The following is an 18,075-nucleotide window of genomic DNA, read 5'->3' on the forward strand; positions in this document are numbered from 1 at the left end:
CGGAAGGTAACCTCCGGCTCATGTCCCGCCATGTCGCGATCGTCACCGATTCAACGGCCTACCTGCCGCCCGAGATGATGGAACGGCACGGCATCACCACGGTGCCGCTGACCGTCGTCCTGGGGGACCGGGCTCTGGAGGAGGGCACGGAGATCTCGGCCCGCTCGCTGGCCGCCGCGCTGCAGAAGCGCCACTCCGTGACGACGTCCCGGCCCAGTCCCGAGGTGTTCGCCGCCGCGTACCGCGCGGCGGCCGAGGCCGGCGCGACGGCCGTCGTCTCTCTGCACCTGTCGGCGGAGATCTCGGGGACGTACGACTCCGCGCTGCTGGCCTCCAAGGGCGCGCCCGTGCCCGTACGGGTGGTGGACACCGGCATGGTCGCCATGGCCCTGGGGTTCTGCGCGCTCTCCGCGGCGGAAACCGCTGAGGCCGGCGGCAGCCTGGACGAGGCGGTCGTCGCCGCGGAGAAGCGTGCGGCGGCCACATCCGCTTATTTCTATGTCGACACGCTGGACTACCTGCGCCGGGGCGGTCGCATCGGCGCCGCGCAGGCGCTGCTGGGGTCAGCGCTCGCCGTGAAGCCGCTGCTTCAGCTGGACGGCGGCCGGATCGAGCTGCTGGAGAAGGTACGGACGGCCTCGAAGGCGATCGCCCGGCTGGAGGAGCTCGTGGTGGAGCGGGCGGGTGCGGGTGCCGTGGACATCGCCGTGCATCATCTGACCGCTCCTGACCGGGCGGAACGGCTGGCCGAGCGGCTGCGTGAGCGGGTGCCGGGCCTGGTGGACCTGCATGTCAGCGAGGTGGGTGCGGTGATCGGGGCGCACACCGGGCCGGGGCTGCTCGGTGCGGTGATCTCGCCGCGCTGATCTCGTCGCGGTGCTTTCGCCGTGTTGATCTCATCGCGCTGATCTCACCGTGCTGATCTCACTCGGACGGGTGGGCAAGTTATCCACAACTGCCTGGTTATCCACTGGAATTGAGGGTGCTCGGCAGGTTCGGGCGGATGTGCCTAACGTCATGAGGCATGGCCCTCCGATCACTTCACGCAGCCCGTTCCGGCTCTCTGTCCCATGATCCGTCTCCGGACCCGCACGCGGGCCCGGCCCCGTCCTCTGACGCGCCCTCGGGCGAGCGTCCCCTCGCGGGGCCGGGGCGCAGGCCGCCCGGTGGCGCCGGTCGCGGGCCCGGTCGCGGGGCGGCCGGGGCGAGCGTGGGGCCCGGCGTTCGCCACGGTGCTCGCAGCGCTGCTCGTCATGGGCGACGGCGGTCGGCGCGGGGGCGGGCAGCGGCTGTAGCGGCGGCTTCGCGGCAGCGGGCGGACGAGCTGATGGTGGGGGCGCACGGCGTTGCCGCCGTGCCGTCCTCCCCTCCCGTCTCCGCTGCCGGCCCTGACCCTGGCGCGCCGGGCCGGTGGGACCGGGCTGTTCCCGCGCTGCGGGAGCGACTGCCGTTGTGGCTGCAACTGCGCTGCGGCCTGGAGCCGAGGACCCTGGCGGCGCTCGGTGTGGTGATGGCCGTGGCCGCGATCCTGGCGGCGGTGCACTTCTGGTCGGGCCGGCCGCAGGCCGTCAGCGCCCCCGAACCGGTGAAGGACGGTGCCGCCGCCCCGGCGGCGCCAGGGCTTCCGCTCCCCGAGGGCTCGGGGCCGCAGCCCCAGCCGTCAGCCGGTCCGCCGCCCACCGCTGCGGCGGTCGGGCAGATCGTCGTCGATGTGAGTGGCAAGGTGCGGCGACCGGGCATCCAGCACCTGCCGACCGGATCGAGGGTGGCGGATGCGCTGCGTGCCGCCGGTGGGGTGCGTGACGGTACGGATGTCACGGGCCTCAACCGGGCGAGGGTCCTGACGGACGGGGAGCAGGTGGTGGTGGGCGTGCCCGCCGGGCCCTGGTCCACAGGTGGCTCGGGCGGCGGCGGGCCGGGGGGAGGGCCAGCGGTTCCCGCGGCGCCGCTGAGTCTCAGTACGGCGACCGTCGAACAGCTCGAAACCCTGCCCGGAGTGGGGCCGGTACTCGCCCAGCACATCGTCGACTACCGCGCCGAACACGGTGGCTACCGGTCCGTCGACGAACTCCGCGAGGTCAACGGGATCGGCGACCGCCGGTTCGAGGACCTTGAGCCACTGGTCCGTCCATGAGCGCCCCCGACGTCCATACGGCATCGGGCGGAAGGCTGGGCGCGTCCGACCCGCGCCAGGAAGGGCCCGCCGATCTGCGCCTGGTCCCTCCCGCGCTGGCGGTCTGGGCCGCCGCGGCTCTCGCGCTCGGGGCGCCGGCGTGGTGGGTGGCCGCAGGAGTGGTGGCCTGTGTCTTCGTGGCTGCGGGCCTTGTGGCCTGGGCGCGGTCGGGGGCCTCTGGGGTGGCCGGGGCGCGGGCAGTGGCCACCGGGGCCCCCGCCTGGGCCGCACCCCGGGATCGCCGGCTGCGGGCCACCGCGCTCGCCGCCGTGCTGTTGTCCGCGGCGGCAGGGGCGGCGGCTGCCGGGCTGCACGGCGCCGATGTCAGGCAGGGGCCCCTCCCCGGTCTGGCGGACGCCTACAGCCGGGTCGTGGTGGAGGCCACGGTCACCTCGGACCCGCGGCAGACGCGGCCGGGCGTCCAGGGCGACCACAGCACACCGGTCTCCCTGCTCCTGGAGGCCGAGGTCGAGCGGCTGACCACCTCCGACGGAGCCGTGACCCGGCTCCGTACGCCGGTACTCGTCATGGTCTCGCCCGGCGACGCGGCGGCGAGCTGGCAACGGCTCCTGCCCTCCACCCGCGTCCGTCTGGAGGGCGGACTCGCGCCGCCGCGGCACGACGGGGAACGTATCGCCGCAGTCCTGCGCACCGACGCGGACGACCCACCACGGATCACCGGCCGTCCCACCTTCATCCAACGCACGGCGGGGGGACTGCGCTCCGGCCTGCGTGCGGCGACCGACGGACTCGACACGGACGCGCGGGCGTTGCTGCCGGGGCTAGTCGTCGGCGACACCTCGCGAGTCACCCCCGAACTGCAGGAGGCCTTCAAGGCCACCGATCTCACCCACCTGTTGTCCGTTTCCGGGGCGAATCTATCGATCCTCCTCTTTCTGCTCATCGGTCCACCCGGCACAGCCCTGCGCACCGAACGCCGGGGACTGGCGCCCCGGTTGGGCATCTCCCTGCGGACGACCGCCCTCATCGGCGGCGGGCTCACACTCGCCTTCATCGTCGTCTGCCGCCCCGAACCGAGTGTTCTGCGCGCGGCGGCCTGCGGGCTGATCACCCTGCTCGCCATCGGAACGGGCCGTCGCAGATCCCTGATTCCCGCACTGGCCGCCGCCGTTCTGTTGCTGGTGCTGTACGACCCGTGGCTGGCCCGCAGTTACGGATTCCTGCTCTCGGTCCTGGCCACCGGGGCGCTTCTCACCCTCGCGCCCCGATGGAGCGCCGCGCTGCGCGGACGCCGGGTCCCGCCTCGGATCGCCGAAGTGGTGGCCGCGGCAGCCGCCGCCCAAGCGGTGTGCGCACCCGTCGTGGTCGTCCTGGCCTCGCGCGTGAGTCTGGTGGCGATTCCGTGCAATCTGCTGGCGGAGTTCGCGGTGGCGCCCGCCACGGTCCTCGGGTTCGCCGCGCTCGCGGTCGCCCCGTTCGCCCTGCCCGTGGCCGAACTGCTGGCCCGGGTCGCGGGATGGCCGGTCGGGTGGATCGCGTCCGTGGCCCGTACCGGGGCGGCGCTTCCCGGGGCGGAGGCCGACTGGCCCGGCGGCTGGCGGGGTGCGGCGCTGCTCGCCGCTCTCACCGTCGTGCTCGTGCTCCTCGCCCGGCGACTGGCCCGGCGGCCCTGGGTCTGCTCGGCCGCCGCGCTGCTCCTGGTCCTCGCGGTGCTCCGGCCGGTGCCGCTCACCCGGATCATGACCGGATGGCCGCCGCCCCACTGGGCCTTCGCCCTGTGCGACGTGGGGCAGGGGGACGCGATGGTCCTCGCGGCCGGCGACGGCACGGGAGTGGTCGTCGACACGGGCCCCGAGCCCCGGCTCGTCGACCGGTGCCTGCGCGATCTGGGCGTCACCCGGGTGCCGTTGCTGCTCCTCACCCATTTCCATGCCGACCACGTCAGGGGACTTACCGGGGTGCTGCGCGGCCGGGCGGTGGGGGCGATCCAGACGACGAGTCTCGACGAGCCGCCCGAGCAGGCGGAGTTCGTACGGAGAACGGCGGCCGCGGCCGGGGTGCCCCTGGTGCGTACGGTCCCGGGGGAGCGCCGCAGGATCGGCCCGCTCGACTGGCGGATCCTGTGGCCGGGGGACGAAGGGCGGGGGGCCGGGCCCGGTTTCGTGGCGGAGGAGCCGAACGACTCCAGCGTCACGCTCCTCGTGCGGTCGGGAAGGCTGACCCTGCTGCTCCTCGGTGATCTCGAACCTCCGGCCCAGCGAGGGCTCTTGCGCAGGCACCCGGCGCTGCCCCGGGTGGACGTCCTGAAGGTGGCACACCACGGCTCCGCGTACCAGGACGCCGCGTTGCTGCGTGGCGTGCGGCCGAGGTTCGCCCTCATCTCCTGCGGTACGGACAACCCGTACGGGCATCCATCGGCCCGTACGGTCGAGGCGCTGACCGGCGGGGGAGCGAGGGTGCTGCGTACGGACAGGGACGGTGCGATCGCGGTGACGGGGGCGGGCGCGGCGCTGACCGCGGTCGGCAGCTCATGAGCGCGGCGCGTCGTGGCGTAGGACCAAAGGCGCTGGCGCGGGGGCGGGCCGCCGGGACAGACTCTCGTCATGAATCCGGATGCCCCGCAGACGACCGATGCTCCCTCGCACACCGGAACACCGGCGGATGCCAGGGCCGGGGCCTACCTGGAACGCATCGGCGCCGCCCGCCCGGCGCGTGCCGACGCGGCGGCCCTGCGCGAACTGCAGTTCCGGCACCTGACAGCGGTCCCGTTCGAGAACCTCTCGGTCCACTCCGGCGAGGACATCGTCCTGGAGGAGGGCGCCCTCCTCGACAAGGTGGTGGGTGCCCGCCGCGGTGGCTTCTGTTACGAGCTGAACGGAGCCTTCGCCTTCCTGCTGCGCGCCCTCGGCTTCCGCGTCACGCTGCTCCAGGCGCGGGTCTTCGGCGACGGAGGACGGCTCGGTATCCCGTACGACCACATGGCTCTGCGCGTCGAGACCGACGACGGTACGGGGCCGTGGCTGGCCGATGTCGGTTTCGGTGACCACGCCCAGCGGCCGCTGGTGCTCGACGACCGGACCGAGCAGGAGGACCCTCGCGGTGTGTTCCGGTTCCGGGAGGCTCCGCAAGGCGACGTGGATCTTCTGCGCGACGGCTCACGGGAGTTCCGTCTCGACCTGCGACCGAGGTCTCTGGCCGAATTCCGGGTGGGAGCCTGGTACCACCGCACCTCGCCCGACTCCCACTTCCTCCGGTCCGTCGTCTGTTCCCGGGTCATGGACGACGGCCGGATCACGCTCAGCGGCCGGAAGCTGGTCACGACCGTGGGGGGCGTACGCCACGAGACGCCGCTCGCGACCGACGCCGAGGTGCTGGCCGCCTACCGCGACCATTTCGGGCTGCTGCTCGAACGGGTCCCGGAGGTACGGGGGGCTCTCCGCGTCCGGGACGAGTGACGCACGCGAGGCGAGTGACGCACACAAGCAGAGCCGTCAATTCGGACCTTCGGTAACACTTCTGCGCAACCCCTTCCGAGCGCCCCTGTTTGCCTCGAACAGCGCATCAGTGATCGAATGCATACTCGTCGGCGGGCCGCTGCGCAGACAACGACGTTCAGCCCGCAGTGGTCCCGAGGTGAGATATGCCCATGGGGGTACGCACGCATGTTCGGCCGTTGGCTAGGCGCGATGGGCAGCAAGGGAAGGCCGGGCACCGCGCGCGGCGGGGCCTTCGCCGGACTCTCCCTGCCTCCCCGCGCGGGCGTGCTCAGTTGCCGGGTCCTGGACCCCGTCAACGAACCGGTTCGGCAGGCGGAGTTCGTCATCAGCGACGGTCGGGGCCGCAAGGTCTTCGGCGGTGAGACCGACCCGTACGGGCGCGTCCTCGCCACCGTCCCGGCCGGGGACTACCGGCTGGGTGTCACCGCCGAGGGCTTCACGCCCTTCCACGGTGCGGCCGTCGTGTCCGAGAGCGGTCACGCGGGCATCGGCGATGTGATCCTCCAGGTGGCGGCCCCGCCGCAGCTGCCGGTCCCGGGTGACTGGGAGATCGAGCCGAACCACACGCAGATCGGCTTCACCGCGCGGCACATCGGGCTGGCGCGCATCCACGGCAGGTTCAACACCTTCGCCGGTGCGGTCCGGATCGCCGATCGCATGGAGGACTCCGCCATGCACGTGGTCATCGACGCCGCGTCGATCGACACCAACGTCCAGATGCGCGACGACCATCTGCGCTCCGCCGACTTCCTCGACGTCGGGCGCTACCCCACGCTGGAGTTCTACAGTGACCGCTTCGTGCACCGCGGCGGCAGCCGCTGGAGTGTGCACGGTGCGCTCACCCTGCACGGCGTGAGCCGTTCGGTGACGCTGGACACCCAGTACCTGGGCCAGGGCAACGGCCTGGAGGGCGAGACGCGCGCCGCCTGCCGTGCCACCACCGAACTGCACCGCGAGGACTTCACCCTCACCTGGCAGACGATGCTGGCCCGCGGGATCGCGGTCGTGGGCCCGAGCATCACCATCGACATGGACATCCAGATCGTCCCCAAGGGCTGAGGGCGAGGACCGACCCGCTCACCCCCTAAGGCCGCTCCAGCCAGCCCTCGTACTCCGCGGCGAACGCGTCGAGCGCCGCGGGATCGAGCCGTCCGGCAGGGTCCTCCACGACCACCAGCCACTGGGCGTCCTCGGCATCGTCCTCGCCGGCCAGGGCGTCGCGTACGAGCTGGGGTTCCTCGGCGACGCCGAAGCGGTCCGGAAGCTCTCCGGCCACCTCCTCCGCCGTATCGCGGTCGGGCAGCACCAGTACGTGTCTCACATCGCTCACCTGCCCATTCTCGGGTACGTACGGGACCGGCCCCGACCGCGGGGCCCGTTGTCAGTGGGCCGTGGGATGCTGGAGCGCGATGGCCACCAGAAGGAATTCCACCGACGACGTGCTCGCCCCCATCACCCTCGCCGTGGGCCAGGAGGACCTCCTCCTCGACCGTGCCGTGCAGCAGGTGGTGGCGGCGGCCCGCGCCTCCGACGCCGACACGGACGTCCGCGACCTCACGTCGGACCAGTTGCAGCCGGGCACCCTCGCCGAGCTGACCAGTCCCTCGCTCTTCGCCGAGCGCAAGGTGGTGATCGTGCGCAACGCACACGATCTCTCCGCCGACACGGTCAAGGACGTCAAGGCGTACGCGAGCGCGCCGGCCGAGGAGATCACCCTCGTCCTGCTGCACGCGGGCGGGGCCAAGGGCAAGGGCCTGCTGGACGCGGTCCGGAAGGCCGGCGCCCGCGAGGTCGCCTGCCCCAAGACCACCAAGCCGGCGGAGCGGCTCTCCTTCGTACGGTCGGAGTTCCGGGCGCTCGGCCGCTCGGCGACCCCTGAGGCGTGCCAGGCCCTCGTCGACTCCATCGGCAGCGATCTGCGGGAGCTGGCGAGCGCGGTCTCCCAGCTGGTGGCGGACGTCGAGGGCACCATCGACGAGGTGGTCGTCGGGCGGTACTACACGGGGCGCGCGGAAGCCTCCTCCTTCGCCGTCGCCGACCGCGCGGTCGAGGGCCGGGCGGCCGAGGCCCTGGAGGCCCTGCGCTGGTCGCTTTCGACCGGCGTCGCCCCCGTCCTGATCACCAGCGCCCTCGCGCAGGGGGTCCGGGCGATCGGGAAGCTCTCCTCCGCCCGGGGCGGGCGGCCCGCGGACCTGGCCCGCGAGCTCGGGATGCCGCCGTGGAAGATCGACCGGGTGCGCCAGCAGATGCGTGGCTGGACGCCCGACGGGGTCTCGGTCGCGCTGCGGGCGGTCGCGGCGGCGGACGCGGGTGTGAAGGGCGGCGGGGACGACCCGGAATACGCCCTGGAGAAGGCCGTGGTCGCGGTGGCGCGGGCGGCGCGGGCGGGCCGGTAGGCCGGTAGCGCGGCGGATCGGGACCGGGAGCCGGGCCCGTCCGGAGCCTGAGGCCACACGGCAACCGATAACCGACAGCCGATACGCGCATGCATACCGAAAGCCCCGGTCCACGCCCTGGGGAGGGCGGTGCCGGGGCTTTCGGTTCACGCTTGGTGCGCCGCACCCGCGTGGCGAACGCAGGTTCGGTGTGCGGCGCGGGGTGCCGGTCAGGAGCGGGAGAGAGGGCCCGCTGAGTCCGTTCCGGCGATCACATCAGTAGCTCAGCCCTGAAGGGCGGCAACCTTGAGCGCGAGCGCCGACTTCTTGTTGGCGGCAGCGTTCTTGTGGATGACGTTCTTCGAGACAGCCTTGTCGAGCTGACGCGACGCCTCACGGACGGCCACAGTGGCCTTCTCGACGTCACCGGCAGCGGCAGCCTCACGAGCCTTGCGGATCGAGGTCTTGAGCGCGGACTTGACGGCCTTGTTGCGCAGGCGCGCCTTCTCGTTCGTCTTGTTCCGCTTGATCTGGGACTTGATGTTCGCCACGAGATAGAGCCTTTTCAGGTTCGTTGGATCTTCTATGTGCGCCACGCCGCTTCTGAGGGCCACGAGGCACAGCTCCCCACGGTAGCAGCCGCCGTCCGACCGGCCCAAACCGGTCGCTGCTCCGCAGGCGTGGGACGATGGAGCTTACGTATCGATCCGACCGACCCGACATCGACCCGAGACACGGCGTTCGGCGTCTCAAGAATCAGGACCCTGCGTGCCCGCGACTCCTACCAACGTGCCCGAGCCGAGCCGTACCGACCCGGCGCTGATCCGCAACTTCTGCATCATCGCCCACATCGACCACGGCAAGTCGACGCTTGCCGACCGGATGCTTCAGCTGACCGGCGTGGTCGACGTGCGGCAGATGCGTGCTCAGTACCTCGACCGGATGGACATCGAGCGCGAGCGCGGCATCACCATCAAGTCCCAGGCGGTACGTCTGCCGTGGGCACCCACTGTGGGTGAGGACCAGGGCACCACCCACGTCCTCAACATGATCGACACCCCGGGCCACGTGGACTTCACGTACGAGGTCTCCCGCTCGCTCGCCGCCTGCGAGGGCACGGTCCTGCTGGTGGACGCGGCGCAGGGCATCGAGGCCCAGACGCTCGCCAACCTCTACCTCGCGATGGAGAACGACCTCACCATCGTCCCGGTGCTCAACAAGATCGACCTGCCGGCCGCGCAGCCCGAGAAGTTCTCCGAGGAGCTGGCCAACCTCATCGGCTGCCAGCCGGAGGACGTGCTCAAGGTCTCCGCCAAGACCGGTGTCGGTGTGGACGCCCTGCTCAACCGGGTGGTCAGGGATGTCCCGGCCCCGGTCGGCCAGGCGGACGAAGCGGCCCGCGCGATGATCTTCGACTCGGTCTACGACCCGTACCGCGGTGTCGTCACCTATGTCCGTGTCATCGACGGCCAGCTCAACAAGCGCGAGCGCATCCGGATGATGTCCACGGGCGCCACCCACGAGCTGCTGGAGATCGGTGTCTCCTCCCCGGAGATGACCCCGGCCGACGGCATCGGCGTCGGTGAGGTGGGCTACATCATCACCGGAGTGAAGGACGTCCGGCAGTCCAAGGTCGGTGACACCATCACCTCCCTGCACAACGGGGCGACCGAGGCGCTGGGCGGTTACAAGGACCCCAAGCCGATGGTGTTCTCCGGTCTCTATCCGCTGGACGGCTCGGACTACCCCGACCTGCGCGAGGCCCTCGACAAGCTCCAGCTCAACGACGCCGCCCTGGTGTACGAGCCGGAGACCTCGGCGGCCCTCGGCTTCGGCTTCCGTGTCGGCTTCCTCGGACTGCTCCACCTCGACGTGGTCCGTGAGCGCCTGGAGCGCGAATTCGGCCTGGAGCTCATCGCCACCGCCCCGAACGTGGTCTACCGCGTCGAGATGGAGGACGGCAGCGAGCACATCGTCACCAACCCGAGCGAGTTCCCCGAGGGCAAGATCGACGCGGTGCACGAGCCCGTCGTGCGCGCCACGGTCCTGGCGCCCAGCGAGTTCATCGGCGCGATCATGGAGCTCTGCCAGCAGCGCCGCGGAACCCTGCTCGGCATGGACTACCTCTCCGAGGACCGGGTCGAGATCCGCTACACCCTGCCGCTCGCCGAGATCGTCTTCGACTTCTTCGACCAGCTGAAGTCCAAGACCCGGGGCTACGCCTCGCTCGACTACGAGCCCACGGGTGAGCAGTCGGCGCAGCTCGTCAAGGTCGACATCCTGCTGCACGGCGACAAGGTCGACGCGTTCTCCGCGGTCACGCACAAGGACAAGGCGTACGCGTACGGCGTCCGGCTCGTCGCCAAGCTGCAGAAGCTCATTCCGCGGCAGAACTTCGAGGTGCCGATCCAGGCCGCCATCGGCTCCCGGGTGATCGCCCGTGAGACCGTCCGCGCCATCCGCAAGGACGTCCTCGCCAAGTGTTACGGCGGTGACATCTCCCGTAAGCGGAAGCTGCTGGAGAAGCAGAAGGAAGGCAAGAAGCGCATGAAGATGGTCGGCAACGTGGAAGTTCCGCAGGACGCCTTCATCTCCGTGCTGTCGACGGACGAGTCGGCCGGCGAGGGCAAGGCCAAGAAGTAGCCCCGCCCGTACCGAGGAGTAGCCCCGCTGGTACCGAGGAGTAGGCATACGGGCCCCTGCGCCGCAGCACCCTGCGGCGCAGGGGCCCGTTCGTTATGAAAACCACGGCCTGTTGCCTCTTACGCGGCGGACGTGTGCCCTCTACCCTGATCACGGCTCGTTGGTTACTCGCCAGTTAAACAAGCGTCATCGAGCGGGAACGCGCAGCACGAACACAGCAGGTACAGAGCAGGACAGAAGCAGGCATCTGAAGCAGCATCAAGTAGCCGGTCGTAGCAATGCCGCAGGCCCGGAGGACGTCGTGAGCGACACAATGACCCTGATCGATAACCGACCGCCCTCCGTGGCGCATCTCTTCATCGAGCGCGTGGCCGCCACCCCGGACGGAGAGGCGTACCGCTATCCGGTGCCCGCCGCCTCCGGCCAAGGCCCCGACGACTGGAAGTCGCTCAGCTGGGGGCAGGCCGCCGAACGGGTCTACGCCATCGCGGCCGGCCTGATCGCCCTGGGCATCCAGCCGGAGGAGCGAGTCGCGCTCGCCTCCTCCACCCGTGTCGAGTGGATCCTGGCCGACCTGGGCGTGATGTGCGCGGGTGCCGCCACGACCACGGTCTACCCCTCCACGAACGCCGAGGAGTCCGCCTTCATCCTGACCGACTCCGAGAGCCGCTTCCTGATCGCGGAGGACGCCGTTCAGCTGGCCAAGGCACGGGAGCGCCGCTCGGAGCTCACGGACCTGGCCCACGTCGTCGTCATCGACCCGACAGGTGTCGAGCCCGCCGACGACGACCCCGAGGGCTGGATTCTCACGCTGGCCGATCTGGAGGCCAAGGGCGCCGAGCACCTGGAGAAGCACCCGGACGCCGTCACGGACCGGGTCTCGGCGATCACCGCGGACAAGCTGGCGACCCTGATCTACACCTCGGGTACCACCGGCCGTCCCAAGGGTGTACGGCTGCCGCACGACAACTGGTCGTACATGGCCAAGGCCACCGTCACCGCCGTCGAGCTCACCACGGACGACGTCCAGTACCTCTGGCTGCCGCTCGCGCACGTCTTCGGCAAGGTCCTCACCTCCGGCCAGATCGAGATCGGTCACGTCACCGCGGTCGACGGCCGCGTCGACAAGATCATCGAGAACCTCCCGGTGGTCCAGCCGACCTACATGGCGGCCGTCCCCCGGATCTTCGAGAAGGTCTACAACGGAGTCGCCTCCAAGGCACGGGCCGGAGGCGGCGCCAAGTACAAGATCTTCCAGTGGGCCGCCGGGGTCGCCCGGGAGTACGCGAAGGTGTCGCAGGACAACTTCCGCCGCACCGGCAAGGCCTCCGTGCCGTTCGCGCTCGGCGCCCAGCACAAGGTCGCCGACACCCTCGTCTTCGCCAAGATCCGCGAGGCGTTCGGCGGCCGGCTCCGTGCCTGCGTCTCCGGCTCCGCGGCGCTCGCCCCCGACATCGGTTTCTTCTTCGCGGGCGCCGGCATCCACATCCTGGAGGGCTACGGCCTCACCGAGACCAGCGCCGCCTCCTTCGTGAACCCGGGCGAGGCCTACCGCACCGGCACGGTCGGCAAGCCGTTCCCCGGCACCGAGGTCCGCATCGCGGACGACGGCGAGATCCTGCTGCGCGGCCCGGGCCTGATGGAGGGCTATCACCGGCTGCCCGAGAAGACCGCCGAGGTGATGGAGTCCGACGGCTGGTTCCACACGGGCGACATCGGCGAGCTCTCCGCCGACGGCTACCTGCGGATCACCGACCGCAAGAAGGACCTGATCAAGACGTCCGGCGGCAAGTACATCGCCCCGGCCGAGGTCGAGGGCCAGTTCAAGGCGGTGTGCCCGTTCGTCTCCAACATCCTGGTGCACGGCGCGGACCGTAACTTCTGCACCGCCCTGATCGCCCTCGACGAGCAGGCTCTCCTCGGCTGGGCCGCCGAGAACGGCCTCGGCGGCAAGTCGTACGCACAGGTCGTGGCGGCGCCGCAGACGGTGGAGCTCATCGACGGCTATGTGAAGCGCCTGAACGAGGGTCTCCAGCGCTGGCAGACCATCAAGCAGTTCCGGCTGCTGCCGCGTGACCTCGACATCGAGCACGGCGAGCTGACCCCGAGCCTGAAGCTGAAGCGGCCGGTCGTGGAGCGCGAGTACAAGGCGCTCATCGAGGAGATGTACGCGGGGTCCCGCGAGGCGTGACGCGCGGGCGCTCCGGCGTGTGAGCGAGGAAGCACGTGGACGGGGCCGGTGGGGCTGGTAACCCACCGGCCCCGTCCGCGTTTCCATGAGCTCGCCTGCCGTTCGTTCGCGCCGCTCCCGCACCCACTTCGGTAACTCGGTGCTTATGTGCGCGGCCGGTCTGTCACTCTGTCGTGTGTCGTCGGCCGCATCTCGTGAGACCCGGTAGGAGCCGCACCGTGGGGCCAGTTCCCTTGCAGCGGGACATCGTTCACCGTCCCGCCGCCGTTGTCGCAGGTCACCGCGACGATCCGCGTCCGGTGGTCCGTACGAGCCTGCCCGGAATCGCTCTCACGCCCTCCGCGGCGCGAGGGTTCGTCCGCGCCGCCCTCGCCGACTGGGCCGGGCTCGGCGTGCCCGCCGCCGTGGGGTTCAGCGACCGGCTCGCCGACGACGCGGTGACCGTGGCCAACGAACTGGTCACCAACGCGGTCGTGCACGCCGGGACGACGGTCGAACTGCTCCTGCGCCTCGACGAGGCGTCCGCGGGCGAGACGGCGGCCCTGGTGATGGAAGTCACCGACCACCACCCCGCCCGCGCCGTACGCGGCGAGGGGCCCGGGACCGGGCCGGCACCCGGCCCCGACCCCTCGGAGTACGGCCGCGGGTTACAGCTCGTCGCCACCCTCGCCGAGTCGTGGGGCATCACCTACCGCACCGGCCTCAAGACCGTCTGGGCCCGCCTCTGCATAGACGACTGGGGCGGGGCACCCGGCCCGTCGGAGGAGGACGCGGTCCAGCACGGGTTGCGCGCCGCGGAGATCCTCGCCCCCGCGACCCGGCGCGTCGAACGCGACGACGCGGACTGGGACAGCCGGGCCGCGCTCTCCTTCCTCGCCGAGGCGTCCGACCTGCTGGCCGGCCAGCTCGACGAGGACCTGGTGGCGGCCATAGCGGGACAGCTGCTGGTACCGAGGCTCGCCGACTGGTGCGCGATCTGGCTGGAGAGCGAGGGGGCGGGGCCCGGGGCGGCCCCGCGGCTGGCCCGCGTCTGGCACAGCGACGAGACCGGGACCGAACAGCTGCGTACGGTGCTGGAGAAGGAACCGCTCAGACTGCCCGGCAGCGTCGGTACGGGCCCGGTCCCCGTGCCGTGGCCCGGGGACGACCCCGGGGCGGGTGCCGCAGACGCCTCACCGGACAGCCGGCCGGAGCAGGGGCCGGAGCACGGGGCGGAGTGGGCGCGCGGCGACGGCACGGGTCCGCTGCCCGGAGGCCGCGACGGAGCCGCGCTCGCCTACCGCATCACCGCCGGCGGACGCCCGCTCGGCACCGTGCTCGTCGGCCGCGAAGGCGTCCCCCGGGTCCCCGACGACGTCGCCTCGCTGATCGAGGACTTCGTACGGCGCGTCGGCCTCGCCGTCGGCGCCGCCCGCGCCTACACCCGGCAGGCGACGATCAGCCGCATCCTCCAGCGCGGGCTGCTGCCCAGCAAGGTCGCGGAGATCCCCGGCGTCACCAGCGCCCTGGTATACGAACCGGGCGACGACGGCGTCGTGGGGGGTGACTTCTACGACATCTTCCCGTGCCCGGGCGACCGCTGGTGCTTCGTCCTCGGCGACGTCCAGGGCAGCGGCCCCGAGGCCGCCGTCGTCACCGGCCTCGCCCGCCCCTGGCTGCGGCTCCTGTCCCGTGAGGGCTTCGGCGTCGGCAAGGTCCTGGACCGGCTCAACCGGCTGCTCCTCGACGACGCGATGGAGGCGGCCGAGGCCGCCGCGCTGATGGTCGCGGCGGCGGGCGGCCAGCAGATCCTGGACGGCTCGCAGTCCCGCTTCCTCTCCCTCCTGTACGGGGAGGTGGTACCGCTCCCCGGCGGCGGGGTGCGCTGCACGGTCGCCAGCGCCGGCCATCCGCTGCCCCTGCTGCTGCGCCCGGACGGGTCCGTACGCTCCGCCGCGGAGCCACAGGTGCTGCTCGGGGTCGTCGAGGACGTCGCGTACGAGAGCCAGAGCTTCGATCTGGCGCCGGGCGAGAGTCTGCTGTGCGTCACCGACGGGGTGACGGAGCGGCGTTCCGGGCCGGCCATGTTCGACGACGGGGACGGGCTGGCACGGGCCCTGGCCGGCTGCGCGGGGCTGCCCGCCGAGGGGATCGCGGACCGGATCAAGCGGGCCGTCCACGACTTCGCCGAGCGGCCGCCCGACGACGACCTCGCTCTTCTGGTGCTCCAGGCCGACCGGGACGCGGGTGGGCGGGGCAGCTCCGGCGGCGAGTGACAATGGACGGTATGCCTTCCGTACTGCCCGATGGTGAGCCCGTGCCCGACGACGGGGCGCTGCCCAGCCACGCCCTGGACGGCGCCGCCGACCGACCGCTCGGCTTCTATCTGCACGTCCCGTACTGCGCGACGCGCTGCGGGTACTGCGACTTCAACACCTACACCGCCACCGAGCTGCGTGGTTCCGGTGGTGCGCTGGCCTCGCGGGACAACTACGCGGCGCACCTGGTCGAAGAGGTCCGCCAGGCCCGCAAGGTGCTCGGCGACGACCCGCGGCCGGTCCGTACGGTCTTCGTCGGGGGCGGGACGCCGACGCTGCTGCCCGCAGCCGATCTCGTACGGATGCTGGGGGCGATCCGTGACGAGTTCGGGCTCGCGGACGACGCGGAGGTGACGACGGAGGCGAATCCGGAGTCCGTCGATCCGGCGTACCTGGCGGCGCTGCGGGAAGGCGGCTTCAACCGGGTTTCCTTTGGGATGCAGAGCGCACGGCAGCACGTGCTGAAGATCCTCGACCGGACGCATACGCCCGGCCGGCCCGAGGCCTGCGTCGCCGAGGCGCGGGACGCGGGCTTCGAGCACGTCAACCTCGACCTGATCTACGGCACGCCGGGGGAGTCCGACGACGACTGGCGGGCCTCCCTCGACGCGGCGATCGGTGCCGGACCCGACCATGTGTCGGCGTACGCGCTGATCGTCGAGGAAGGCACCCAGCTGGCCCGGCGCATCCGTCGCGGGGAGATCCCGATGACCGATGACGACGCGCACGCGGACCGTTATCTGATCGCGGACGAGGCGATGGCCGCGGCGGGCTTCTCCTGGTACGAGGTGTCGAACTGGTCCCGGACGCCGGAGGGACGCTGCCTGCACAACGAGCTGTACTGGCGCGGGGCCGACTGGTGGGGCGCGGGGCCCGGGGCGCACAGCCATGTGGGGGGTGTGCGGTGGTGGAACGTGAAGCACCCGGGAGCGTACGCGCAGGCCCTGGCCGAAGGACGGTCGCCGGGAGCGGGGCGTGAGGTCCTGTCCGCGGAGGACCGGCGGGTGGAACGGATTCTGCTGGAGCTGCGGCTGGTGGACGGCTGCCCGCTGTCGTTGCTGGCTCCCGCGGGGCTGGCGGCGGCGGGGCGCGCGGTGGGGGACGGGCTGCTGGAGGCGGGGGCGTTCGCTTCGGGGCGGGCGGTGCTGACGTTGCGGGGGCGGTTGCTGGCGGACGCGGTGGTCCGGGACCTGGTGGACTGACGCCCGCGGCGGGCGCACCGGGGCTCTGCCCCGGGCCCCGGTCCTCAAGCGCCGGACGGGCTGAAAATGGGAAGGCGGGCCTACTCCGGGGCCGTCACGAAGTCGATCAGTTCTTCCACCCGGCCCAGCAGCTCCGGTTCCAGGTCGCGGTACGAGTGGACCGTCGAGAGGATGCGCTGCCAGGCCGCCCCCGTGTTCTCCGGCCAGGACAGGGCGCGGCACACGCCCGTCTTCCAGTCCTGGCCGTGCGGGACCCTCGGCCAGGACGGGATGCCCACGGAGGACGGCTTCACCGCTTCCCAGACGTCGATGTACGGGTGGCCCACCACCAGGACGTGGCCATCCGAGACCTGGGCGGCGATGCGGGACTCCTTCGAGCCCGGGACCAGGTGGTCGACCAGCACGCCCAGGCGCGCGTCCGGGCCGGGGGAGAAGTCGCGGACGATCGCGGGGAGGTCGTCGATGCCCTCCAGGTACTCGACGACCACGCCCTCGATCCGGAGGTCGTCGCCCCAGACCCGCTCGACCAGTTCCGCGTCGTGGCGGCCCTCCACATAGATCCGGCCCGCCCGTGCCACCCGCGCACGCGCCCCGGGGACCGCCAGCGACCCGGAGGCCGTACGGGCGGGATGGGCGGGGGCGGCGGAGGCGGACGTGGGGCGGACCAGCGTGACGACCCGGCCCTCCAGCAGGAAGCCGCGCGGCTCCATCGGGAACACCCGGTGCTTGCCGAAGCGGTCCTCCAGGGTGACCGTCGGCCCCTGCGCCGTCTTCTCGCAGCGGATCACCGCCCCGCAGAAGCCGGTGGCGGCCTCCTCGACGACCAGATCGGGCTCGGCGGGGACCTCGGGGGCCGGTACGGACTTCTTCCACGGCGGGGTCAGGTCCGGCTGATAGCTGCGCATCGCACGACGATACGGCGGCCGACGGTCACGACACGCCGAACCGCGCCGCCAGTTGATCACGCTGCATCCGGACGAACGCCGCGTCCACCACCGCCCCGTGCCCCGGTACGTACACCGCCTCCTCGCCGCCCAGCGCCAGCAGCCGGTCCAGGGCGGCAGGCCAGCGGGAGGGGATGGCGTCGTCGCCGGCCTGCGGATCGCCGGACTGCTCGACCAGATCGCCGCAGAACACCACCGCGGGCGTGCCCGGCACCAGGACGGCCAGGTCGTGACCGCTGTGCCCCGGCCCCACATTGGCCAGCAGCACCTGGAGCCCGCCGCCCAGATCGAGCGTCCACTCCCCGCACACCTCGTGATGCGGGGCGACCAGCACGTCCACCGCTTCCGCGGCATCGTGCTCGGGGACCCCGTGGTGCGCCGCCGAGCTGTGCAGCTCGTCCGCCGCGTTCCTGAGCAGACCGGCGACGCCGACCGCCCCGTACACCTCGGCCCCGGCGAACGCCGCCGTGCCCAGAACATGATCGAAGTGCGGGTGACTCAGTGCGATATGCGTCACCCTCCGGCCGAGCAGGCGCTGCGCCTGGGACCGCAGCTCGGCGCCCTCACGGAGCGACGAACCGGTGTCGAAGAGCAGGACACCCTCCGCTCCCGCCACCAGTCCTGCCGTCGCATCCCACACCGGAAGGCGTCGGCGGCCCACACCGTTGCCCAACCGCTCCCAGCCCAGCTCTTCCCAAGAGACGTCCATACAACGACGCTATCGGCATCGACCTGCGCAGTCTCGCGGTAGCGTGGCCGGTCGCCCTTGCCCGGGGGCCACCCCACCCCCGT

The 18,075-nt window shown here is 71.8% G+C and carries 14 protein-coding genes; 10 read left to right on the forward strand and 4 right to left on the reverse strand.

Annotated features, from left to right (window positions below; translation table 11 throughout):
* Nucleotides 1-20: 20 nt before the first annotated feature.
* The 5 genes from AC07FA_RS02125 to AC07FA_RS02145 all read left to right on the forward strand — a co-directional run bounded on the left by AC07FA_RS02125 (nt 21) and on the right by AC07FA_RS02145 (nt 6,690).
* A complete protein-coding gene (locus AC07FA_RS02125; RefSeq protein WP_479072753.1) occupies nt 21-866 on the forward strand; it encodes a DegV family protein in 846 nt (281 codons plus the stop codon).
* Between the two features lie 488 nt (nt 867-1,354).
* Complete coding sequence (locus AC07FA_RS02130; RefSeq protein WP_479072754.1) at nt 1,355-2,134, forward strand: ComEA family DNA-binding protein; 780 nt, start codon at nt 1,355-1,357, stop codon at nt 2,132-2,134.
* A complete protein-coding gene (locus AC07FA_RS02135; protein WP_479072755.1) occupies nt 2,131-4,668 on the forward strand; it encodes a ComEC/Rec2 family competence protein in 2,538 nt (845 codons plus the stop codon). Before AC07FA_RS02130 ends, AC07FA_RS02135 begins: the two co-directional genes overlap by 4 nt.
* Nucleotides 4,669-4,737: 69 nt before the next feature.
* Nucleotides 4,738-5,589, forward strand: coding sequence for an arylamine N-acetyltransferase family protein (locus AC07FA_RS02140; RefSeq protein ID WP_479072756.1), 852 nt, complete (start codon nt 4,738-4,740; stop codon nt 5,587-5,589).
* 207 nt (nt 5,590-5,796) lie between these two features.
* Nucleotides 5,797-6,690, forward strand: coding sequence for a YceI family protein (locus tag AC07FA_RS02145; protein ID WP_479072757.1), 894 nt, complete (start codon nt 5,797-5,799; stop codon nt 6,688-6,690).
* 25 nt (nt 6,691-6,715) lie between these two features.
* Here AC07FA_RS02145 and AC07FA_RS02150 read toward each other — a convergent pair whose 3' ends face one another.
* Complete coding sequence (locus AC07FA_RS02150; protein WP_479072758.1) at nt 6,716-6,961, reverse strand: hypothetical protein; 246 nt, start codon at nt 6,959-6,961, stop codon at nt 6,716-6,718.
* Nucleotides 6,962-7,040: 79 nt separating this feature from the next.
* On the opposite strand from AC07FA_RS02150, the gene holA reads away from it, so the two are divergent.
* Nucleotides 7,041-8,027, forward strand: coding sequence for a DNA polymerase III subunit delta (holA, locus tag AC07FA_RS02155; RefSeq protein ID WP_479072759.1), 987 nt, complete (start codon nt 7,041-7,043; stop codon nt 8,025-8,027).
* 263 nt (nt 8,028-8,290) lie between these two features.
* Here holA and rpsT read toward each other — a convergent pair whose 3' ends face one another.
* A complete protein-coding gene (gene rpsT / locus AC07FA_RS02160) occupies nt 8,291-8,557 on the reverse strand; it encodes a 30S ribosomal protein S20 (RefSeq protein WP_328910103.1) in 267 nt (88 codons plus the stop codon).
* 217 nt (nt 8,558-8,774) lie between these two features.
* Here rpsT and lepA point away from each other — a divergent pair, with 217 nt between their 5' ends.
* From lepA to hemW, 4 genes are all read left to right on the forward strand, one after another.
* Complete coding sequence (gene lepA, locus AC07FA_RS02165; RefSeq protein WP_479072760.1) at nt 8,775-10,649, forward strand: translation elongation factor 4; 1,875 nt, start codon at nt 8,775-8,777, stop codon at nt 10,647-10,649.
* Nucleotides 10,650-10,950: 301 nt separating this feature from the next.
* Nucleotides 10,951-12,840, forward strand: coding sequence for an AMP-dependent synthetase/ligase (locus tag AC07FA_RS02170; protein WP_479072761.1), 1,890 nt, complete (start codon nt 10,951-10,953; stop codon nt 12,838-12,840).
* 218 nt (nt 12,841-13,058) lie between these two features.
* Nucleotides 13,059-15,095: a SpoIIE family protein phosphatase gene (locus AC07FA_RS02175; protein WP_479072762.1), complete on the forward strand. Its 2,037-nt coding sequence runs from the start codon at nt 13,059-13,061 to the stop codon at nt 15,093-15,095.
* A gap of 2 nt (nt 15,096-15,097) precedes the next feature.
* On the forward strand, nt 15,098-16,339 hold the full coding sequence (gene hemW / locus AC07FA_RS02180) for a radical SAM family heme chaperone HemW (protein ID WP_479072763.1): 1,242 nt from the start codon (nt 15,098-15,100) through the stop codon (nt 16,337-16,339).
* 80 nt (nt 16,340-16,419) lie between these two features.
* On the opposite strand, the gene AC07FA_RS02185 is transcribed toward hemW, so the two are convergent.
* Both AC07FA_RS02185 and AC07FA_RS02190 read right to left on the reverse strand, forming a co-directional pair.
* Nucleotides 16,420-17,244 (reverse strand): DUF3097 domain-containing protein, encoded by an 825-nt coding sequence (locus tag AC07FA_RS02185; protein ID WP_479072764.1) that lies wholly within the window; start codon nt 17,242-17,244, stop codon nt 16,420-16,422.
* A gap of 25 nt (nt 17,245-17,269) precedes the next feature.
* Nucleotides 17,270-17,992 carry an MBL fold metallo-hydrolase gene (locus tag AC07FA_RS02190; protein WP_479072765.1) on the reverse strand — a complete coding sequence of 241 codons (723 nt, stop codon included), beginning with the start codon at nt 17,990-17,992 and terminating at the stop codon, nt 17,270-17,272.
* Nucleotides 17,993-18,075 lie beyond the last annotated feature (83 nt).

This window comes from Streptomyces sp. NPDC045968, assembly GCF_056430475.1.